The organism is Priestia veravalensis, assembly GCF_001457055.1.
Lineage (GTDB): Bacteria > Bacillota > Bacilli > Bacillales > Bacillaceae_H > Priestia > Priestia flexa.
On record NZ_KQ758629.1, the window covers coordinates 8,104 to 30,771 of the forward strand.

20 protein-coding genes are annotated in these 22,668 nt (G+C 39.0%); 5 read left to right on the forward strand and 15 right to left on the reverse strand.

The window, feature by feature from the left end:
- Positions 1-2,677: tandem-95 repeat protein (locus tag AS180_RS23080; protein WP_175384182.1), on the reverse strand; the 2,677-nt coding region annotated here is incomplete at its 3' end.
- Between the two features lie 151 nt (positions 2,678-2,828).
- On the opposite strand from AS180_RS23080, the gene AS180_RS02840 reads away from it, so the two are divergent.
- Positions 2,829-3,470, forward strand: coding sequence for a BMQ_0737 family morphogenetic spore coat protein (locus AS180_RS02840; RefSeq protein ID WP_138116876.1), 642 nt, complete (start codon positions 2,829-2,831; stop codon positions 3,468-3,470).
- 43 nt (positions 3,471-3,513) lie between these two features.
- Here the strand turns inward: AS180_RS02840 and AS180_RS02845 are convergent, their stop codons facing one another.
- A complete protein-coding gene (locus AS180_RS02845; protein ID WP_025910249.1) occupies positions 3,514-4,227 on the reverse strand; it encodes a glycosyltransferase in 714 nt (237 codons plus the stop codon).
- 175 nt (positions 4,228-4,402) lie between these two features.
- Here AS180_RS02845 and AS180_RS23975 point away from each other — a divergent pair, with 175 nt between their 5' ends.
- Positions 4,403-6,130 (forward strand): glycosyltransferase, encoded by a 1,728-nt coding sequence (locus tag AS180_RS23975; RefSeq protein WP_081801875.1) that lies wholly within the window; start codon positions 4,403-4,405, stop codon positions 6,128-6,130.
- A gap of 46 nt (positions 6,131-6,176) precedes the next feature.
- Here AS180_RS23975 and AS180_RS02855 read toward each other — a convergent pair whose 3' ends face one another.
- The gene (locus tag AS180_RS02855) at positions 6,177-6,587 is read right to left on the reverse strand and encodes a hypothetical protein (RefSeq protein ID WP_025910247.1); all 411 of its coding nucleotides are present in this window, start codon (positions 6,585-6,587) and stop codon (positions 6,177-6,179) included.
- A gap of 155 nt (positions 6,588-6,742) precedes the next feature.
- On the opposite strand from AS180_RS02855, the gene AS180_RS23440 reads away from it, so the two are divergent.
- A complete protein-coding gene (locus AS180_RS23440) occupies positions 6,743-8,539 on the forward strand; it encodes a glycosyltransferase (RefSeq protein ID WP_226372917.1) in 1,797 nt (598 codons plus the stop codon).
- An 86-nt stretch (positions 8,540-8,625) separates the two neighbouring features.
- Here the strand turns inward: AS180_RS23440 and AS180_RS02870 are convergent, their stop codons facing one another.
- From AS180_RS02870 to wecB, 7 genes are all read right to left on the reverse strand, one after another.
- Positions 8,626-9,468, reverse strand: coding sequence for a sugar ABC transporter permease (locus tag AS180_RS02870; RefSeq protein ID WP_025910245.1), 843 nt, complete (start codon positions 9,466-9,468; stop codon positions 8,626-8,628).
- 2 nt (positions 9,469-9,470) lie between these two features.
- Positions 9,471-10,781, reverse strand: a complete 1,311-nt coding sequence (locus tag AS180_RS02875) for a carbohydrate ABC transporter permease (protein ID WP_025910244.1) — start codon at positions 10,779-10,781, stop codon at positions 9,471-9,473.
- Positions 10,782-10,911: 130 nt separating this feature from the next.
- Positions 10,912-12,183, reverse strand: a complete 1,272-nt coding sequence (locus AS180_RS02880) for a sugar ABC transporter substrate-binding protein (protein ID WP_025910242.1) — start codon at positions 12,181-12,183, stop codon at positions 10,912-10,914.
- A 282-nt stretch (positions 12,184-12,465) separates the two neighbouring features.
- Positions 12,466-13,371: an NAD-dependent epimerase/dehydratase family protein gene (locus tag AS180_RS02885; RefSeq protein WP_062686342.1), complete on the reverse strand. Its 906-nt coding sequence runs from the start codon at positions 13,369-13,371 to the stop codon at positions 12,466-12,468.
- A complete protein-coding gene (locus AS180_RS02890) occupies positions 13,353-14,180 on the reverse strand; it encodes a dTDP-4-dehydrorhamnose reductase family protein (RefSeq protein ID WP_062686343.1) in 828 nt (275 codons plus the stop codon). Before AS180_RS02890 ends, AS180_RS02885 begins: the two co-directional genes overlap by 19 nt.
- Complete coding sequence (locus AS180_RS02895) at positions 14,181-15,167, reverse strand: polysaccharide biosynthesis protein (protein WP_062686344.1); 987 nt, start codon at positions 15,165-15,167, stop codon at positions 14,181-14,183.
- Complete coding sequence (gene wecB, locus AS180_RS02900) at positions 15,160-16,251, reverse strand: non-hydrolyzing UDP-N-acetylglucosamine 2-epimerase (RefSeq protein WP_062686345.1); 1,092 nt, start codon at positions 16,249-16,251, stop codon at positions 15,160-15,162. Before wecB ends, AS180_RS02895 begins: the two co-directional genes overlap by 8 nt.
- A 226-nt stretch (positions 16,252-16,477) precedes the next feature.
- Between wecB and AS180_RS02905 the strand changes: the two genes are divergently transcribed.
- Positions 16,478-17,725, forward strand: a complete 1,248-nt coding sequence (locus tag AS180_RS02905; protein ID WP_062686346.1) for a glycosyltransferase family 2 protein — start codon at positions 16,478-16,480, stop codon at positions 17,723-17,725.
- Position 17,726: 1 nt separating this feature from the next.
- Here the strand turns inward: AS180_RS02905 and AS180_RS02910 are convergent, their stop codons facing one another.
- The 3 genes from AS180_RS02910 to AS180_RS02920 all read right to left on the reverse strand — a co-directional run bounded on the left by AS180_RS02910 (position 17,727) and on the right by AS180_RS02920 (position 19,552).
- A complete protein-coding gene (locus AS180_RS02910; protein WP_062686348.1) occupies positions 17,727-17,930 on the reverse strand; it encodes a hypothetical protein in 204 nt (67 codons plus the stop codon).
- 20 nt (positions 17,931-17,950) lie between these two features.
- Positions 17,951-18,220 (reverse strand): hypothetical protein, encoded by a 270-nt coding sequence (locus AS180_RS02915; RefSeq protein ID WP_062686349.1) that lies wholly within the window; start codon positions 18,218-18,220, stop codon positions 17,951-17,953.
- Between the two features lie 189 nt (positions 18,221-18,409).
- On the reverse strand, positions 18,410-19,552 hold the full coding sequence (locus AS180_RS02920; RefSeq protein WP_062686353.1) for an acyl-CoA dehydrogenase family protein: 1,143 nt from the start codon (positions 19,550-19,552) through the stop codon (positions 18,410-18,412).
- 275 nt (positions 19,553-19,827) lie between these two features.
- On the opposite strand from AS180_RS02920, the gene AS180_RS02925 reads away from it, so the two are divergent.
- Positions 19,828-20,307: an Hsp20/alpha crystallin family protein gene (locus tag AS180_RS02925; protein ID WP_062686355.1), complete on the forward strand. Its 480-nt coding sequence runs from the start codon at positions 19,828-19,830 to the stop codon at positions 20,305-20,307.
- A 32-nt stretch (positions 20,308-20,339) separates the two neighbouring features.
- Here the strand turns inward: AS180_RS02925 and AS180_RS02930 are convergent, their stop codons facing one another.
- Both AS180_RS02930 and AS180_RS02935 read right to left on the reverse strand, forming a co-directional pair.
- Positions 20,340-21,614: an ABC transporter ATP-binding protein gene (locus tag AS180_RS02930; protein ID WP_062686356.1), complete on the reverse strand. Its 1,275-nt coding sequence runs from the start codon at positions 21,612-21,614 to the stop codon at positions 20,340-20,342.
- Entirely contained in the window at positions 21,611-22,660 is a 1,050-nt protein-coding gene (locus AS180_RS02935; protein ID WP_062686357.1) for a FecCD family ABC transporter permease, read from the reverse strand. The genes AS180_RS02930 and AS180_RS02935 overlap by 4 nt, the downstream gene beginning before the upstream one ends.
- Positions 22,661-22,668: the final 8 nt, after the last annotated feature.

A 22,668-nucleotide genomic window follows, 5' to 3' on the forward strand; every position in this document is an offset into this window, starting at 1 on the left:
AGGTTGGCGTATACGTAAACGTCCCATCTGCATTCACAATTGCCGTTCCGTTAGTTCCTTGGGTTTGAAGTGTGTATGTTAAAGGATTTCCGTCTACATCATTTCCTACAATGGTTCCAACAACAGATACATCTTCTTGTGTATTAAACGTATAGTTGGGTACCGTTGGTAGGTCATTAATAGGTAGAATCGTAACGGTTACTGTGGATACCGCTGTTCCCCCTTGACCATCACTCACCAACACAGTAAAGACATCTGTTCCATTAAAATTCAAATTTGGGGTATAAGTAAACGTGCCATCTGCATTGACAAGTACCGTTCCATTTGTTGGTGCATTTTGCAGGGAAAACGTTAAAGGATCTCCATCAGGATCTGTAGCGGTCACGCGATTTGATAACGTAGTATCTTCATTGATTGTAAATGATAAATTCCCTGTAACTGGTGGATCATTCACTGGTAAAACGTTAATGGTAACAGTTGAAACGGCTGTTCCTCCTTGACCATCACTTACTAATACTGTAAACGCATCTGTCCCATTAAAATTAAGGTTTGGCGTATACGTAAACGTGCCATCTGGATTCACAACCGCCACGCCATTTGCAGGTGAATTTTGAAGTTGATAAGTTAGCGAATCTTGATCAGGATCAACGGCTACAACCGCTCCTATTACTGCTGAATCTTCTTGTGTGGTAAACGTATAGTTTGGAACAACAGGTGAGTCATTCACAGGAATAACCGTTATGGTAACGACTGAAACAGCTGTTCCTCCTTGACCATCACTCACTAAGGCTGCAAATTGATCCGTTCCGTTAAAGTTTATAGTGGGTGTATACGTATAAGTTCCGTCAGCATTGAGCGTAACTACGCCATTTGCTGGTGCTGTTTGTAAGCTGAACGTCAGCGGATTCCCATCTGCATCCGTCGCAAAAATTTGCCCCGTAAGCGGGGTGTCCTCTAGCGTTTGAACAAAATAATTTTGCGTAACTGGCGCATCGTTGACCGGTGTAATAATAAGAGTAACTGTTGAAACGGCTGTTCCTCCTTGACCGTCGCTTACAACAACAGTAAAGCTATCTGTTCCGTTAAAATTTGCGTTTGGCGTATAGACAAATTGACCATTCGGATTGACCGTTACAATTCCGTTTACGGGTGCTGTTCCCAATTGGTATATCAGTGGATTCCCGTCTACATCAGTTCCTACTATTTGGCCAATTGCTGGCGTATCTTCTGGGTTTGTCACGGTATAATTGGGAACTGTTGGAGGCCTATTGACAGCTGTTACATTATTAATTGTTGAAGATGATGCACCTGTCAACGTGTTTCCAGGTGTACTTTCAAATCGATATTCAATAAAGACCTGATTGGACAGCTGCGGAACATTTGTTAACGGCCCAGCTACTTGAACTTGATAGGTTAAAGTAATGGTTTGATTAATGCCTACTGTACCAAGAGAAATTCCACTTTGAATATTCTTATTAGGCTGTTGCACTCCATTCACAAATAAGCTATTCGGTACAAAGGTAGTCGCATTGGACAGCGCATCTGTCGCAACCACCAGGTTTGCTGCTGCTGTTCCTGTATTTTGAATCGTAACGGTATACGTAATAACGTCTCCAGTTCTTGCTGATGACACGTTAGCTGTTTTATTAATTGTAAAGACAGGTGCATTAATATCAATTTGAAGCCCCAAAGTATTGACGACATACGTGTCTCCACTAGTGGCTCCTCGGACTGCCGCAGTCGATTGATTGTTTTGTAACCACGGTGATACATCAATGTTTGTAATATCCCACCCTTGACGAGCACCTGAAATATTGGTTCCAATAGGATGGTTGACGTTCCCAAACGTACCTGACGTATCGATGGTACCGGCATCATTATTAATTTGAGATGCAAAAAAGTTCGTAAGTGGATTATTAGGACCTGATACCGCTTGAAGCGTTGTTGGAGTTGGACCAAATAAAAATTGGTCTCCAACTATGACTGAATCCCCTTCAATTGAACTAATTAGTAGACGTCCGTTGACAGCTCCAGTTACAGGTGTACCAAAACCAGATACCGTCGCCGTTGAAGTCCCGGCACTACTCGTTAGCTCAGCTCCAACAAAAAGGGATAGATTCCGAGATCTTTGCAGTGGGTCTTCGTATACAACAGCAAGTGTCCATCCCGCTGAGTTTAGCGTATTGTCTAAGTTTCCTTGTGTACCTGGAACTCCAAGAGCTGTATACGTTCCTGGAGTTGTGATTAAGTTCGTTACGTTGGCACTTCGTACATAAAAGAGATTCGGAGATACGGTTAGCGTTGAGCGCGTAGCGGTGTCAGGTGCAATAGTAAAGCTTCCTGAAGGTGTGCGAAACGTAATTGAATTATTAATAAAGGCGCTGACGTTTTCATCTGTGGATGTATACAAACCACCCCAAATTAGTTCAGCGTATAAAATTCTAGTTGTTGTAGATGGCAACCGCAATATGGTACTTGAAGCATTTTGCCGCCAGTCAGCCGTTGTACCAATCGGATAAGACCCATCCACTGAGCTTGCATTTGCGCTAAAAAAGGTTCCAATAGAATGGGCAGTACCGGGGGTATTTACATTGTTTTGCTTACTGAGGCCAAAGGTATTTCCCGTAAATGTAATAGCCCCGTTTGCATTCCCTAAAAACCGATTAATATAGGGCACAGTATGTTCACCTCGTTTTTTAAATACACTTAAAAGTATATAACCCCTTTTTACAAAATGTTCCTAAAATGCATAAAAAACTAAGACGTTTACCTAACACACTTTCTATAGGAACTTGAGTATACTAACTCATAGATTCTACTAGAAAGGAATGAATATAACAGTGTCATCCTCTCACCAAACTCATTGTGTAAATGCATTTCACCTTTATGATTGGGTACAAAAAAAGTACGAGGGTGAGCTAGACGTCTTCAAAAGCGATGGAACCGATGAAATTATTAACGGCATTAATTTATGCGAACTTCTGTTACAGCGCAATCGCTTTTTTATTGAAGCTATGATTGTAGATGAAAATGGATGTCCAACCTCACCAGAACGAGGCATTACTACGACTGAACTAACCAACTCAATGATGCGTACGAAAAAGAAAGTAAATGACGAAGATAATTGCTCCTCTCTTTATCGGGCAGTCATGCAAAAACAAGGACGTTATGTGCTTAAGCTAGTTGATCAAACAACTGGTCAAATTTGTCGATCTAACCCCATTCCCTTTACCATTCAAGAAACCGTATACCTTTATGCACCGACAGGTACAACTGTTCAAAGTGACGTGACAAGCGTCGAGTTTACCGTAACTCCTTCATGCATAAACCGTGAGCAAGAGCTTCGCGTAGAAGTAAGCATTTGTCAAAACGTAACAAGTGGTTGCAGTAAAACCATCCAACTCGAAGGTGCTTACATTCATCCAAGAGAAGAGCTTCAATCCAGTCATTGTAAACATAGCCACTATTAACATAATTAAAAGCACTGTTTCGGACTCTGAAACAGTGCTCTTTTTATCTAGCTTGTTCTTGTGCAATCACTTGCTGTATGGAATCTTTATGAGCAGCTTTCACACGTTTTACTTCCTTTTTAATAGTTCGCGCATGCTGCATAGTTCCCATCTTCTCATGAATTCTATAGTATAGAAGCGGCTCATCAATATAGTAAACAGAAAACTGTTCGATAATTCTCAGCCACATATCATAATCATGCGTATACGGTAAGGTTTCATCAAATATCCCTACCCGGTCGAATACTTCTTTTTTAATCATAACGCTACAGCCGTTAATAAAATTACCTTTGCTCATCTCTTTTAGTATCTGAAGTCGAGTAGGGTAGTAAATACCGATTCCTCTAGACGTAATTGCCCCTGCCTTATTAATTAAATGATAATTTGTATAGGAAAAAGATGCGTTAGTTTTAAGCATGTATGCCAGCTGATTTTCAATTTTATTTGTGGAGTACATATCATCTGAACTTAACCAACAAATATAATCTCCGGTCGCACGACTCAGCCCCATATTTAATGCGCTAGCCGTCCCTCCGTTTCCCTTTTCAATGTAAATGATTCGATCTAAGTAAGGGGTAATTTTCTCATAGTGTTCAGTGGACCCATCGTTGATTACAATAACTTCAATGTGTGGATACGTTTGCTTAAACACACTATCAAGTGCTTGATCGATGTAGGCACAGTTATAAAAAGGGATAATAATTGATACTTTTTTCACTATCTAAACTCCTCCTTTCCATTAACGTATGAACCAATACTAAATCCGTGCTTATTGAGAGTTTTTATGTCAAATGAACATAAACGCCCCCTCTAACATATATGTATGAAATAGCATGAATGAAATGGAAACGTATGCTTATATGTAAAATTTAAAAAAGAGGAGGTCCTTTCCAATGCTTCACTCTTCTTACGCATCATTTTCAGGTAGTGAACAACTTAAAGCAGACCCACCGACTTCTGTTCCTATTTCGAATACATTTACGATTGAATTTTGGGTACGCCCTTCAAAGGAACAGTTTCTTGAAAACGAGGCTCGCTCAGGTATCTCTACCTTTAAAAACCAGCCGTTTGTCATTGCGCCTGATGATGACCAAGTTCTCAACAATACTGAAGCGTCCGTTGCCATTTCCGTTGGAACGAACGGCATCTCTATTTATGAAGTGGGGAAAAATCATTTTACACCAACGCTTGTCTTTCCTTCTGTAGTGGAAGAATGGACGCACCTTGCACTCGTTTATCACAATCGTATTCCTTCTCTGTATATAAATGGAAAATTTGTCAAAAAAGGAATTTTAAGCCGTCGAAGAAAAATCGTTCCACATTTTTGTTTCGGTGGCCATTCTTCATATGGCTACTTCCAAGGTGATTTACAAGAGGTTAGGCTTTGGAACATCGTACGAACAGAACCGTTTATCCAAGCCTTTTTCAAAAAAACCATTGAACATGTAGAAGATCATATGATTAGGTACTGGCCACTTTGTAAAGAAACAACTGCTCAGCCTGTCATTAAAGCATCCTTTCCTACTACAGTAACACCCGTAGACTCAGATAGAAAAAAACTATTATTTACGTTTTATATTCCAAGCGGTGGCGTTGAAACGCTAAATCGACAGCGCTTTTACGCTTTGTCTGAATCAGATATCCAATGTGATTTTTTATATACGCAGTCTGGAACTGGTCTGCAAAACAAAGTAACCGCTTCTGTCTTTGTAACAAATGAAGATGTAAAAATAAAAGAAATTATTTCAAAAGGAAGCTATGACGCTATTATTGTTAATACAGATTATCTTCTTTTAAAAAGGTTGAGACATTTAGGTTATAAGGGGCATTTGATTTATGAAGTGCAAGGATTAGGAACGGATAAAGAGTACACAAATGCTTATTTGAAAGGGCATGCGCATTCTTATATTAAAAACTATAGCGATGCCATTCTATATCCTAACACCCCTCATCTTATCAATGCTTTTCAGCAATATTTCTCTTCAAAATCACAGTTTTGCTTTCATAACTGTTTTGATACAAAGCAATTTCATTATCAACCGCTACCAAAGCATCCTACACCAATTATCGGATGGGTAGGAAGGATTGAGGATAATAAAAATTGGCGTGATTTCCTTCGCATTGGAGCTGATATTATAAAACATTCTTCTGATATCAAGCTTTGGATGTTCGAAGACAATACGCTTTCAACTCCAACTGAACGTGAAGCGTTTGAGCGTTTGCTTGACCAGCTCAACCTTAGAAGTCATTTAACTATTTACGCCAATCAACCTCATGCCAAAATGGCAGAGTATTTTTCAACCATTGGGGATTCTGGAGGATTTTTATGCTCAACTTCTAAAGTAGAAGGTTTCGGCTATGCTGTATTAGAAGCCATGGTATGTAGATGCCCCGTTTTATCAACGGATTCTGACGGTGTCAAAAGCTTTATTATTCATAATCAAACAGGAAAATTTTTCACCCTAGGTAATATTGAGGAAGCAGTCAGAGAAGGCATCGAGCTTCTTACTGATAAAGCTTTGCGTGAAACTATCCGAAATCAAGGTATTACGCATATTATTCAGCATTTTTCACCGCAGGAATATGCAGTTCACTTTAAACAAATGCTCTCTCAGCTTTAAAAAACCCCTTCTGTCCGCTAAATGTTAACGAATAGAAAGGTTCATATTATGAAACAGGGCCAATTGTAGTTCCAGTAAACGTTAGAGGACCGGTAACACGAGCTTGTGTTAGGAGCGGATTTAACAACTCAGCAGTAATCGTGTACGCATGATAGCCAACAGGAGCATTTGCATCTACAATTTGAAATGTAGCAAGTCGAATTTCATTTACTGCCAGCGTGCTTACCTGAACAGATCCGATAATACCACCGTCACGTAACACATTAACTAAGATGTTTGGTAACCCTAAGAAAGAGCGAATACCAACGGTCCCTTCTAACAAAACATTGGAACTAGAACGAGGAACAGCTAGTCCGAATTCAGCTAAAACAACAGTTCCGCTAGTCGGAATGACTCGATCTAAACTATTGTTAAAGTTACTTGGCACGCTTGCACTAAAGTCATCAATAGGTCTCAATTTATTCTCTCCCTAAATTGGAATATACTTACATTTTATTATATGAATTTTGTCTAAAAGTGCTTGGACAATAAAACTATTTTTCAACTGTTTTATTCTTTCAAATTTTATAACAAGCCTTTCATTTTAAGCATGAAAGAAAGAAGGGATTTAAAATGGAAAAAGTATCAATTATTATTCCTTTTTATAATTGTTCCTATGTTAATCAAGCAATTGAAAGCGCACTTGGACAAACGTACCCAAACATCGAAGTGGTTGTAGTAAATGACGGATCAACGATGCATACTGAAAAAATCACGCCTTATTTAAATCAAATTCGCTATGTAGAAAAGCAAAACGGAGGAACTGCCAGCGCTTTAAACATGGGTATTCAGCACGCAACGGGCGAATATTTTGCATGGCTTAGCTCGGATGATTTGTTTGTTCATGATAAAGTAGAAAAGCAGCTAAACTTTATGAAAGCACATAACGCTTATATTAGTCATTCAAACTATGCACTTATTAATAACAACAGTGAAGTAACTGTGCCTTTAGCCGGTGTTTATTTTGACCGCAAGCTAGATTTTATTGAACACCTTCAAATTGGGTGTAGCATTAACGGCTGTACAATCATGATGAAAATGGAGGTATTCACTACGCTTGGCTTATTTAATGAAGCTCTTCGATTTACCCAAGATTATGATTACTGGCTGCGCTGCGTTCCTGCTTATGAGTTTTATTACCTTAATGAACCGCTTGTTCACTACCGCGTGCATGATGAGATGGGAACAAAAAAACATACGTCGGAAATTGATCTTGAAGTAAAAGCAGTTCAAGAAGCTCATCGTCCCGTGTTAGCCAACATGGTAAATCTTGAAAAGAATTCATCTGCTCAGGCTAACTCTTTAACAACTCAATCTTTAAATACGCCTTTAAACATTACGTTTCCTATTTTAACGCTGTGCAAAGGTGGCGCTCAGCGCATGCTTGCTGATATTAGTAACGGCCTTGTTGATTTAGGGCATAATGTAACCATTTTAATGCCTCCACAAGGTGACATAGAGTATGACGTAAAAGCAAAGATTACAAGGACTCCTGGTGCTGTGATAACGGAGCAAGACTATCCCAACAGTGACTTAATTATCTCAAACTTCTACTCAACCGTTCCGTCTGCTGCAGCTGCAAGCGCTCAAGGAAAAGGCGTTCACGCGCGCTTTAGCTTATGCTACGAGCCCGTGTTTCTTCCTGAACAAAGCGTTTCTTTTCAGTCTTACAATACAACACCCTATTTGCTTGTCATCTCACGGTATCAGCAAGAATTAATCTCGTTACTTCATGGGATTAAAGGTGAACATATTCCTATTTATGTCAACCCTAACTTTTCAAAGCTTTCACTCTCTAATAAAAGAAAACCGTTCACCATCTCTGCTATTGTGAGAATACCAGAAGGCGGATATTCTTGGCAGCGGGATCAGGATTATTTAATTGAGCAACTAAAGGTTGTCAAAAAACAGTTTCCAAGTGTACGAATTAACCTGATTTGTCCACCAAATGAGTTTGCTCAGTCTCCTACTCTACAAGACTTGCGAAATAAGGAAGGCTTTTTATTTTATTCTCCAAAAGATGACTATGAACTGTGCGCTTATTACAACCGAGCAGATATTTTTGTTACTTCGTCCATTTATGAAACAGCTGTTTTACCTGGGCTTGAAGCAATGAAATGTGGTGCTGCAATCGTATGTGTCTATGCAGGTGGGAATACCGAATACGGTCGTCATGAAGAAACCTGCTTAATGTCTTATCGCTATGAAAATCGACTTGGGAAAGATATTGGCCGCTTAATTCAAGATTCTGCCCTACTTGCGAAGTTAAAAGTTAACGGACAGCAAGAAGCTGAAAAGTGGCAGCTCTCAAACAGCATCGCAGCGTTTGAAAAAGCATGCTATTCCTTTTTACAAGATGCACACAAATAAACAGGCACATTTCACTGTGCCTGTTTATTTGTGTTGATGTTCATATAAGGAAGCTGTGCATTCCTATACGATTAAGATTCATATAATTATCCCTTTGTCCCTCCGGCTGTTAAGCCTGAGATAAAGTACTTTTGACAAACTAGGAATAAAAGAGCAATCGGAACGGCAATGAGTACAGACCCTGCCGCAAAAGCTGTAAACTGATTTCCGAATTGTCTTGAAATCATATCATATAAACCAACTGCCAGCGTGTAATTTTCGCCTGAACGAAGCAATACCTTTGCTAAAATGAAATCTCCAAACGGAGCTGTAAACGTAAATAATGCAATAACAGCAATGATTGGTTTGGCTAATGGCATAACGATTTGGAAAAAGATACGAAGATGCCCAGCTCCGTCCATCTTTGCGGACTCATCTAGCTCTTTTGGAATCGTATCTAAATACCCTTTCATTAACCATGTATTCATTGGAATAGCTCCACCTACATAGATTAAAATTAACCCAAGGTGTGTATCAATTAACTTTGTAACCGTCGCAAGCACAAAAATAGCAATTAATGCTGCAAAGTTTGGAATCATTTGTAACACCAAAAACGTTAATAATCCATTTTTTCTTCCAACAAATCGATAGCGAGAAAATGAATAGGCAGTTAGGCTAACTAAAATAAGAGATAAAATCATTGTTGAGATACTAATTTTCAACGAGTTCGCATACCAAATTAAATAATTACTTTGGCTCGTATCAAATAGAGCTGCATAGTGCTTGAACGTAGCATTTTCCGGAAACATTTTTGAACCAGACAGGCTATCTCCGGGATTTAAAGACGAACCAATAATCCAAAGAATTGGATATAAGATAATGGCAAACATAACTAGTACAACTGCGTATGATAAAGTGAGACGAATGGTTTTTTTTGTTTTTATACTCATAGTTACATCATATCCTCTTCTTGGAATGATTTTGTGCGCTTAAATTGCCATAGCGCCACAGTGATAACAATCACTGACAATAACATTGTAATGGCTGCAGCTTTTCCATATTGCTGAGTCGTCATCGTCAGCTTATAAATCCATGATATTAGAATATCTGTACTTCCAGCTGTTTGACCTGATACCGCAGGTCCACCAGCATTAAATAAGTAAATCACGTTAAAGTTGTTAAAGTTAAACGTGTACTGGGTAATTAAAATTGGTGCCGTTGCAAAAAGAACAAGCGGTAACGTAATTTTCATGAATTTTTGAACAGCCGTTGCCCCATCTACAGTTGCCGCTTCGTACAACTCCTCTGGAATTGATTGAAGCACACCTGTTGTCATCGCGAAGATAAATGGAAATCCTAACCATGTCTGGATCATAATTAAAGCCACTCGGCTCCAAAGCGGTTCCGTCATCCAATTTATTCCTTCAATTCCTAAAAAAGCGAGGATGTCATTATTAATCGCTCCGAAGGTCTCGTTAAACATTCCTGCAAACACTAGGATGGAAACAAAGCCTGGTACTGCCCAAGGTAAAATAAATACAGTACGAATAATTGCTTTCCCTTTTAAATCTTTTTGATTAATTAAAATCGCTAAAAAGATGCCCAATGCTACTTGAAGGGTTGTTGCGCCAAATGTCCAAATTAACGTCCATGCAAACACGCTGATAAACGTTTCTCGCCAAATTGGCACCGTTGCCATATCAATAAAGTTCTTAAATCCTACCCAATCGACAAGCTTTGCTGGCGGTGAGTGGTAGAGATCATAGTTTGTAAATGCTAATAAAATAACAAACAAAATTGGAAAAATGACAACAAAAACAAGAAGAACAAAACCTGGTGAAATCATGAGATACGGAAATCCGTTATCTAGTAAATTGTGATATTGCTCTTTTACCGTACTGATACGTAGTCCTAAATCACGCTTCTCTCCGTTTTTATAGGCATCACGTAAGTTAAAAACATAAAACCCGAGTGCAAACACGAGTAAAATAACGGACAAGATTCCGTATACTAGCAAAAAGATTGAATGGTCTCGCGGCAGCACTTCACCAAGTGTCACAAGTCCCCATAAACCAATGTTCAAAAAATCTTTAAATACAACAACGAAGGAAATAGTAAGTAAAAGAAACAACATTCCTTTTAGAATTTGACGATTATATAGCTGACCTAACCCGGGGATGATTGATAATCCTAACGCTATTTTACGATGGTTGCTACCTTGAAATGTTTGCTCGGGCTGATTTTCAGCATGTTTTAGCTCCATGTATGGCCTCTCCTTTTCATTCTAAATAAGCAAAATAGTAAGTCTTTTCATAGCGCAAACGCTTGCCTTATTAGTAAGGAAAGAGTACCCCTGAAGAATCAAAGGTACTTCTTTCCTTAAACAGATTGATTTATTTACCGCTGTGGTTTGCTTTGATGTTTTCTTCAATTGTTTTACGTGCTTCATCTAGAGCTTTTTTAGAATCTGCTTTACCCGTGATAACGGTTTGAACTGCGCTTTGCATTGGAGGCCAAACTTCTGACATTTCAGGAATTGACGGCATCGGTACTGCATCTTGAGATTGCATAGCAACTGCAGAAGCTAACTCATTGTCTTTAATAATTGGATCTTCAAGCAATGCTGTATTTGGTGGAATTTCTTGTGTTAACTCAAAGCGTTTCTTTGCATTCTCATCGTTTGTGATATGGTCAATAAATTTTTCAGCCCATTCTTTATTAGTTGAGAATGATGTAACGTTCCAACCTTTTACACCCATAAACGTTTTAACTGGTTCACCGTTTGGTAACTTTGGCATTGGAGCGGCACCAATATCAATTCCCGCTGCTTTATAGCCTTGGAAAGACCATGCACCATTCATAACAGAAGCTACTTTACCTTCGTTAAATAGACCGTCTAATGCGCTACCACCATTTTCTCCAATAATACCATTCGGTAACAGCTTGTCTTGGTACCAAGTGTTGATGTAGTCAACTGCTTCAACTGCTTCAGCATTGTTGACACCCAAGTCTTTTGTATCAAATGAACCGTCTTTTTCACCGAATACGTAACCACCGTAACCACTTAGGAAACCATGTGCAAAGTAATAGTTATCCAGTAGCGCTAAAAAGCCATACTTCCCGTCTTTTGTGAAGTCTTCTGAAAAGGCTTTAAGTTCGTCCATTGTTTTTGGAGCCTCTTTCATAAACGCTTTATTATACACAAGTACTGGCGTTTCCGTTGCTTTTGGTAAACCGTAAAGCTTGCCGTCAAACGTCATTGCATCAATTGATGATTCACTAAAGCGAGATGTTGTCTCATCTGAAGTAGTTGTCAACTCTGCAAGCAACCCTTTTGTAACAGCTGGACCGATGTTATCATGAGGAATTGTTACAACGTCTGGAGCTGTTCCGGCAGGCCCGTCCAATGCTAGCTGCTCCTGAATTTTTGTTGTTTCTACTTCTTTATACTCAATTTTAATACCATGTTCTTTTTCAAAACTTTTAATTGCATAGTCTAGTGCTGGTCCTTTATCTTTATCTTCCCAAACAACTAGCTTTTCTGGTTTTTCTCCCCCACTCCCAGATCCTGGTGTCGTGCTTGTTGCGCCTTCTTCTGGACCACATGCTGCTAACATACCTACTGTTAGCGCTGAAGTCATGAAAACTGATAACGCTTTCTTCATTTTAACCCCTCCGTTGACCTATTATGTTTGACTTGTGCAACCGCTTGTACAACTCCCTAAAAATAGAACGCTTTCATTTTATAGCGAAAACGTTTGCACAATCTACAATCTCTATTATACTTATAATCAACCATTTGACAACTACTCTTTTTCATATTTTTATGGAAAACCAAACTTTATTTTCAATATTGATTATTTACACTCCCCTCCTTATAAAAAGAAAAGCTGCCTTTTTAGACAGCTTTCTTTTGTTTATTGATTTATATGAAAACGTGTACTACTTTAATCCTTGGTTTGTCGATGAAATGTCAGAATATCTAAAAGCGATTTCTCAAGCGAATAGTTTGGTTTCCAGCCTATAAGTTGAAGGGGTGACGTATCTGGTATTAAGAAAGGTTCACTGTTCGCTTCATCATTCGTAATCTGGAAATCTACGTGAGCAAGCGTTCTCAGCATAGAGGCAACTTCTTTTAATGAATAGCAGACAGAGGAGGCGATTTCATAAACTGCCTTCCTTTGACCAAATAAGAATAAATGTTCATATGCTGCAACAGCGTCTCTCACATCAATAAAATTGCGCCTGGCTTCTAAATTGCTAATGTGAAGCTCTTTCTTTTCATCGCCTTTTTCCATAGCAGCAATTTTTTTGGCGAAAATCGAACAAACACCGTTGGAATGCCCAGGTCCAATTAAATTTGAAGGCTTTGCAATAACCACATCGAGATTATAGAGCTTTGCCCATGCCTCTGAGACTAGAATCTGCATCGTTTTTGAAAAGCTATATGGATGAGTCAGTGTTGAACTATCTGAAGGATTATACTGGAGCGCGGATCCGGCTACTACAATTCGAGCAGTAGGCACTTTTTTTCTCACTGCTTCTAATAAATGAAGCGTTCCAATTACATTGCTGTTAACGTAAGATAAAGGCTGTTCCCATGAGCTACCGACATGATTTTGACCAGCAAGGTGGAGAATATAATGAGGATTTGCGTCTTCAATGAGCTTCATGACCTGGTCTTCGTTTTCTAAATCACAGCTAACTACGCTTGCACCTTCACAAGACATTTCCTTGCGCATTGCAGCAGTTACTTCATAGTCTTTTTTCATAAAATGCACGACTGCGTGCTTCCCTGTAAAACCGCTTGCTCCGGTAATAAGGATGCGCTTTCTCATTGCTTTTGAATCCAATCTTTCATCTCTTCCAGCATGACTCGGTAAGTAGGCGGCGTGTAAATATGGTCTATTCGCGTATTTTTAATGGTGCGATCCAACACAAATGCTTCATCTTCTTCAATCGTAACATCATCTTTTTGAAACACTTCTTTCATGAGCTGAAGAAGGTCGAATTTGGAAATTTTCGGCTCGGTTGCAAGATGATAAAGTCCCGTCACGTCCTGTTGAATAAACACTTCAATTGCCTTAGCAAGCTCTATTGTTGTGACACCGTTCCATAGCGCTCGCTTATAGCCTTTGATTTTTCCAGTTTGCTTCATAAACCATAGAAATAGGCCAATTCCGTCGGTTTTTAACTCAGGTCCAATGATTGAAGTTCGAACCGTTAGGTGCTTATCGCTAATAATTTCACCTAACTGCTTGGATTGAGCATAAATGGATGTCCCGTCAGGAGCATCACTTTCCGTATAGTTGCCTTTGTCCCCTAAAAAGACGCAATCTGTACTAATATGAATAAGCTTCCCTTGGTAGCGCTCCGTTAATTTTACAAGCTGATGGGGAAGAACGCTATTAACGTGGAAAGCAAGTTTACTATGCTGCTCCGCATGATGATTTAAAATACCAATACAGTTAATCGTAATATCCGGCTTTTCTTGTTCCATTAACTTTTCAAGATCAGTTGCGTTTGTTACATCAACATACAATCCTTCTTTGTCATCTAAATCCCTTGATGTATAGACTACTTCGTACTGAGGTTTTTGCTTAAAATAAGAAGTGATAACGTGACCAGCCATTCCTTTTCCACCAAGGATTAGTATTTTCATTTAGATAAACCGTCCTTTCTCTAACATCTCTTTAATTTCTTCCTTCGTCATTAACTCTTTGCTAGAATTATAGTTCACAAGGTTCACAGGCTTAAAGTTTGCATAATGCTCTTTTAGACCTGGAATATGAATTGGCGGTAAGATGACAAAATATTCTTCATCATAAGCAATCGTTGTTGTGCTTTCGTATTCCGACAGAAGCAATTCGTGAATTTTTTCACCAGGACGAATGCCTAGTATTTCGATATCGACATTTTCTTTGTTTGAAGCATCGATTAACACATAAGCAAGGTCAATGATTTTGCATGTTGGCATTTTCATAACGAAAATCTCACCGCCAAGGCTTTCAAATGTTGCTTTAAAGACAAGCTTGATTGCATCTTCTAGCGTTAAGAAAAAGCGCGTCATGTCTAAATCAGTAATTCCTACTTTTCCTTTTTCTTGAATTTGCTTTTTAAATACGTGAATAACGCTTCCGTTTGTTCCAAGTACGTTTCCACCGCGAATGCATACAAATTTTGTCTTCGTGTTTAGTGTATTCGCATGAATAATTAAACGTTCGCCCATGGCCTTTGAAAGCCCATAGAAATTCGATGGATTCGCCGCTTTATCAGTTGAAATGTAAATTACGCGCTTCACATTACAAATGATGGCTGCGTCAATAACGTTTTGCGTACCGTGTACGTTTGTTTTTAATGCTTCTAACGGCTGATCTTCACAGACGGGAACATGTTTTAAAGCTGCAAGATGAAACACATAATCCACGCCTTGGCATGCTTCAATCAATGAATCTTTTTCTTTAATATCCCCTATTAAAAATTGAAGCTTTGGATCGTTGTCAAACTCTTGCTTCATTGTAAATTGACTGGATTCATTGCGTGAAATAATTCTAATTTCCTTTGGATCAAGCGTTAATAACTGCCGTACTAATTCGTATCCCCATGAGCCTGTGCCACCTGTAACTAAAATCGTTTGGTTTTTAAACACTGTTAAGACCTCCTAAAATTACTTTTATTACTTTATCTGAAACATCCGGATAATCGTAGCCTTCCGGGTAAGACCATCTATTTGACTGATTTACCATGACTTTGACGCAGTTTACAATTTGATCCCCGTTTAAGCCTGATAGCATGTTGCTTCCACAATCAATCGTTTCAGGACGTTCTGTTGTTTTTCGAACCGTTACTGTTGGAACATGAAACAAGCAACATTCTTCCTGAACGGTACCGCTATCTGTTAAAACACAAAGCGCATTTTTTTCAAGCTTCACAAAGTCAAAAAAGCCGAATGGTTCATGAAACTCAACAAGTGGATGAATTTGAAGAGAAGGATGCTTATCAATGCGTGATTTTGTTCGTGGATGAATGCTGCAAATCATACGTTTTTGAAATGATTCGGCCACTTTATTAAGACCATTCATAATTTCAACTAAACGGTCTTCATAATCAACATTTTCAGCACGATGTATCGTGACTAAGAAATAATCATTTTTTTTGATGCTTAGTGCTTCTAAAATAGAACTTGCGTTAATTTGAGGAGCGTAATGGTTTAACACTTCAAAAATAGGATTTCCAGAAACCACAATTCGGTTCTTTGGAACACCTTCTCGAATAAGATTTTCTTTACTTTGAGGAGTATAAGGAAGGTTAATGCTTGAAATGGCGTCAATTACTTTTCTATTCTTTTCCTCGGGTACTTCGAGATCAAAGCAACGATTTCCAGCTTCCATATGCATCACTGTAATTCCCATACGTTCTGCTAGAATTGCACTTAGTCCGCTATTTGTATCACCCAACACCAAAACTTTATCAGGCTTTTCTTTCAAAAAAATTGCTTCTAACTGAGCATACATTGTTGAAAGTTGCTGTCCTAACGTGGCTTGCTGATTAGCAAGCACGTAGTTTGGCTTTCTAACCTGTAACTCTTGAAAAAATACGTCGCTAAGGGAAGCGGTAAAATTTTGACCTGTATGAACTAAAATATGCTTAGTTGCATAGCGGTCTAATTTGTCAATAATCAAACTTAGACGTATAATTTCAGGCCTCGTACCTAAAATGGTCATCACTTTCATTCTCTACACATCCTATACATAGTTTAGACTCCGTCTTTGCTGTATCCTCTTATTACTCTATGCTGGGAAGTAAGACTTGCTATAGGCGAGATTATTATCTTTATGCTATTAACCTACCTCTCAACATTAATCCAAACCTCATAGAATATATATACCTTGTATGCATGGAAATTTTTAAAAAAACTAGCGTTCAGCCTATAATTGACTAAGTTAAAAGGAGAGTATTATGACAAATATGCACATTTTTCTTTTTGGGCATGAAAGTCCGCATGTAATTCAGCAGCTTTTAGCCAAACTGAGCGACGGTGCGTCGGTTACCGTCATTGCCAAGTCAGAAGTTCTGCAATTGATTCCGCACCACGCGGATACTATATCTCTTTCTAGTTGTATAGGAAGCGAGCTTAACAAAAGAGTTCAACGTTTAAATGAGGAGCACGTATTGTTTTTATTTAAAGGAGACGACGTAAACCTTCCGCTTTTAAAAAAGCAAACGCTAGATAAAATGAAGCTATACACTTATCCATTAACAGATGAAGAGTTAAAACTACCTCTGTTTTTTAAAAGCGCCGATTTAAAATTATTTCCATTTCCTGAAATACACGCATTTCCTTTTGTTGAAGCGATGTTTGCATATTGGGTACGCACCCTTCCTTCAGATCAATGCATACCTGTGGATACAAAAAAAGCGGTGAAGATGGGAATTCAAAAAGAAACCCGCCTTGCTTCTGCTTTTTTAGAAACTAGCCAACTCTATCAGTTTACTACTGAGCATAAAGCCAGCTCTCCTCTATCAATTATGCTAGCAGCTTATAACGCAAAGCCATTTATTCATACAGCCGTTTCTTCATGCTTCATTCAAAGCGTTTCTTTTCAAAAGAAACAACTTTTTGTAGTTGACGATGGCTCTACGGATGGAACTGCTGAAGACTTAGCTTTTCTTCAATCACAGCTAGGCTTTCAGCTCATTCAAAAAGAAAATGGAGGAAAAGCACGCGCTCTAAACACCCTTCTACCTTTAGTTGATACAGAATTCGTACTAGAGCTTGATGCAGACGACTGGCTTGATCCCAACGCTTTATCAGTTATTTCAAATCACTTACCTTCTATTCCTTCAGACGCTGCTATTTTGTATGGAAATTTACGAAGGTGGAAAGAAACACCACACAATGGATTAAAGCCAATGGGTGTTGTGCACGGACGGTCCATTCGCTCAAAAAATGAGCTTTTAGGCTACGCATTTCCTATGGGGCCACGCATTTATCGTACGTCTTTTCTAAAAGCAATTGGAGGATTTCCCGTTCTTTCTTTTTTAGATGGGCGTATGTACGAAGATGTCAGCGTCTTAAATGAGCTAATGAAGCGCTATTCGGTATGCTACCGAGATTTCACTGTATACAACGTTCGTGATCACGTGAAAAGCATCACAAAAAAAAATCACTCCAATTGGAGCGATTTCATTAAAACCTTGGATTAATTTAGGCAGTGAAGAAACGAATTGTGTTAATAGAAGTTAGGGGGACAAATACAGGCATAGCACCATACCCCATCGATTCAACAACCGTGACATAATCAGGACCAACAAGCGTAATAACTCCATCAATGATTCGGTTATCTAATCCAATTTCAGCTCGCTGACCAACATATCTTGCCAATTGAGAAAGTAATAAGCTTTCAAACATACCATTATTCCTCCTTTTAATTAAAGTGGTGTTACCGTTTCAATTTGAGAAACTAAAACGAATGTTACGGATAAATCGTCTTCAACAACAACTACATAGTCTGTACCTACAAATGATAAAACACCTGTAATTGTTGGTTCGATACCTGATGAAATTTCTAATGTTACGCGCTCATTTACTAGCGTTAATAAAGTACCTAAAAGTGGTGTTGGGGAAGTAGGTGGTTCAACAGGCTCCGGAATTGTTCCTCCATTACAGCAAATAGCACGAAGTGCAACTGCTCTTTTCATAAAAAATCGTCTCCTTTCATCTCTTGATATTCAGCAAAAAACCTTGGCTTTTTCACTAAATATTCTCTACAGTCTATGTAGCTTAAACATGTTATGCATAGATGCTTGACCTATAAAAATAAATATTTGTAAAAAAACGGCAAGAGCGGATGTTTACTTAATTCCACTCTTGCCGTTTTCTTAGTATGATTATTTAAACGCTTGTTTTGCTAAATTAATGAGCGTCATATCGTCCATCGGCGGGTTATGAAGACCTGCTCGCACGTCACGATAATAGCGCTGAAGAGGATTTTGTCGCTGCAAGCTGCGTGCACCAACAATTCGCATTGCTTTGTCTACTACCTGAAATGCACTATTTGTGACCACATGCTTTACAGCAGCTAATTCTCCTGCCAATTCTTCACGCTTTTGTCCTTCATCCCATTTGCGCGCAACGCTATACATGAAGTGACGTGCTTTCATAAGCTCAAGCTCAATTTCTCCCATTTGCATTTGCACATTTGGAAGTTCACTGATTGTTCCTTCTATACTATTTGGTGAGTAGGTTTTAGCAAACTCTACTGCGTAGTCTCTCGCTGCGATAGCAATGCCAATGTAACATGCTGGAATATGCAATAACCATCCGTTTGCGCCAGGCTTTTTACTACCACCAATATATTCAGCTAAATATTCTTTGGGAATCCAAACGTCTTTCAGCACTAAGTCATGACTTCCAGTTCCTCTCATTGCAATCATATCCCATGTTTCTTCAATCGAAAGTCCGGGGGTATCTCTTGGGATAATAAACTGTGCTACCTGATTTGCTTCTGGCACAAAAGCTTTAACTAAAAAATAATCCAGTACAGGTGACATCGTTGTAAACGTTTTTCGGCCATTTAACACCCAGCCATCTTTTGTACGCTCTGCTTTGGTTTCAGGAAGGCCTCCTCTCGTAGGGCTCCCTGTTTTCGGTTCCGTTGCCGCACTGTTAACAAGCGCTCCTTTTTGAATTTTTCCAAATAAAAATTCAAGCGTTTCTGGCTTCCACGGCTGCTTATCACGAAGATCCATCGTAATGCCCATATGCCAGCCAATGCTTAACGCCGTGGACGAATCACCTTGAGCAATTAACTCTTGATACAATAGAAAGTCATACAGAGATAAGTTTTCCCCTCCATTCGCTTCACTTAATGACCATGTTGTGTAACCAACATTTTTTAAGTCTTCAATGTTTTGGAAGGGAAAGCTACTTTTTTCATCAATTTCTTGAGCACGCTCTTTAAAAGCTGGAATGAGAGCTGCAAGCTTTTGGTACGATTCTTTGTTTGAATCCGTGATAAATGAATTGTGCACTATCAACCGCTCCTTTTTCACTAAATCTCTACTACGCCCATCGGTTTAATATTTATTATCATAGCACATCTATTTTCTATGATGCACTTTGGATGCTCATTATTACGAAAAGAAGTATAAGCACCTATTAGGCATTTGTAACATATGTATAATTAATCCTCTCTCTCAATCGCTTTTTCCAAATATGGAAAAGGCGATTTCATTTGTGATATGCACCTATTTTTATTGCATTCATAAGCTACATAAACGGCATTTGTCGCTAAAGGAGGTTCGCTATGTTTCCGTTTGGAAAATCACCTTTTAAAGAAAATGGATTTGGAAAGATGAATATGAAAGATATCGATCAATATGTACAGCAAGTGTTATCCAACGCAATGGGTCAGTCTTTTCCACAATATATGAAAGAAAACGACTTCTTTAAGCAAGCACATCAAATGTACAATCAGCCGCTTTCTTCTGAGCAACAGCGAAGTTCATTAACATCAAACGTCTTTCAAACGCACGATGAATGTATCGTCCAACTTTCTTTTCCAACACCTAATAAAGTTGAAGAAGTCAAGGTTGCCTATACACCTTACTCATGTACGATTACGGGTACGTATGATGGTGAAGATTTCACAGAAGAGTGTCAACTTCCTTGTACGGTCAGCCGAAAAGGAAGTAAAGCTACGTGCAGAAACGGCATTCTTGAAGTCAAGCTCATAAAGTATACAAATTTACCTGAAACAGAAATTGATGTTCATCGCTTCGACTAAAAATGCTCGCTGTTTACACGGCGAGCCTTTTTTCATTGCATAACAAGCTGATATTTATCAACTTCTCGTTTTATAATAGCTTTAATTTTTTTAGCATCTACTGCTTTTGTATCCGTATTTCTAACAGCACAAGCTGCAAAATTCCCTCGATTGATTCCCACCCCTCCAAGCTGAGCACTTACTTCCATTGCTGTTTCTAAAAGTGATTCATCTTTAAGAGGCATATCCGTAACAACTACGACGTTCACCTGTTCCTTACTTTTTGTAAACAAGAATAGCCACGTATATACTCCATCTTCGTAAAATGAAATTCGTGTAAAGCGATGATCGATCCCAGACCACGAAAGTAAATCGCTGCTTTTCTCTTCATCTGTGTACTGAACGATTTGCTTACACCAATGGATACCCTTTCCGCTATCTCCCGTAGAAAGGGTGCGCAGGGAATGTTCAAAGCTTACTGACAGACAACGTTCATTTTCTATGAGCGTATATAAGTTGGAAAAAGCTTGTAGTACCTTCTCTTCTTTCGGGGGGACATATGCAAGCTGCCTTTTATGGACTCCAGGATGATAAAGTACGTGTAAATCAACTCCATAGACGTGCTGAAGAGTTTGCTGGTCACTAAAAATCTCTTCAATACCTCTTGCATAAACCTCTCCATCTTTTAACAAGATGGCGTCATCAGCAAATAGTGCTGCAATGTTTAAATCATGTAAAATCGCCACAATGGTTAAGTTTTCTTCTCGCTGCAGCTCTTTTAATAAATGCAGCAGTTCCATTGCGTGCTTTACGTCTAGATGATTTGTCGGTTCATCTAACAACAAATATTCAGGTTCTTGCGCTAAAGATTTAGCTAAAAGAACACGCTGTTTTTCCCCACCGCTTAAAGCATTGAATGAGTGATGACGATATCGCCACACATCCGTTCTTTTCATCACTCTTTCAATCACTTCTTTATCATAAGGTGATTCATTATTTAAAAACCGTTTCGTTTGGAAAGGATAGCGACCAAGCGCCACAATTTCACGAACGGTAAACTCTAGACCGATTTGGTTTTCCTGCGTCATAACCGCTATTTTTTGCGCTAACTGCGTAGCTGAATAGGAGGAAATTGACTTTTGTTCTAACTTAATTTCTCCTGCTGTTAGCGGTAGCACGCCCATCATCAAGCGAATGAGCGTGGTCTTTCCGCTCCCGTTTGGTCCAAGAAGCGTGCAAAATGAGCCTTTTTCCACGGTGAAAGCTACGCTTTTTACAGTAGGCTTATGCTTTTTATACCCACCAGTTACGTTACAAACCTCAATCATTCAATCCCTCTTTTCCTAATCCTTTCTTTAATAAGCAACAGCGTAAAAATAGGTGAGCCGATGATCGCAGTTACCACACCAATTGGAAGCTCCTGTGGGTTTAGAATGGTTCGTGCTACAAGGTCTGCCAACACAAGATAGCTTCCTCCAATCAGAATAGAAAGAGGAAGCACATGCTTGTGGTTTGCACCTACCACCAACCTTACTAAGTGAGGAATGACAAGTCCAACAAAGCCGATTGCTCCAGAGACAGATACGGATGCACCTGTCAAAATAGCTGCCGATACCAAAATGATACGCTTTCTGCTTTTTACGTTAATTCCCATAAACTGTGCAGACTGATCGCCAAACGCAAAGCCATTTAGCTCGCGGGTATTCGCAAGTAAGCCGACCGTACCGATGATGAAAAACGGGAGTAAAAGCTGAACATGTCCCCAACCTCTCATTGACACACTTCCCATCAGCCAATACAAAATTTCACGCACTCCTTGCTCTGATGATAATGCAACCATAAGAGAAATCATAGCGCTCATGAACGATGACAAAATAATACCTGCTAAAATAATAGTTTCGTTAGCTAATGTCCCGCTCGCTAACTTTGTAATACCAAATACGAGTAAAAGCGTTAAAAAGCCAGATACAATCCCAATAATCGGTAGCGTATAGGTATGCATCCCAAATAGCTGCCAGTTAAAAAAGATAGCAAGCACCGTGCCAAGAGTGGCTCCAGAAGACACCCCGATGGTATACGGGTCCGCTAATGAGTTTCGAAGCAAGCCTTGAAAAGCTGCCCCCGCAATGGCAAGAGCTGCTCCAACTAAAAAGGCAACGACTACGCGTGGAAATCGAATTTCCCAAATAATGAGCTCCATGTTACTGGGGCCATGATATAAAGATAATCCAGACATGTTTTGAACAATAATTTTAATAACGTCTGTAACGGTTAAAGACACGGTACCTACAAAAACACCAGTAATAACTGTAGTTAAAACAAGGATTATACTAAAGACATAAAATAAGACAATTTTGTTTGCGATTTTTTTCATCTTGCATC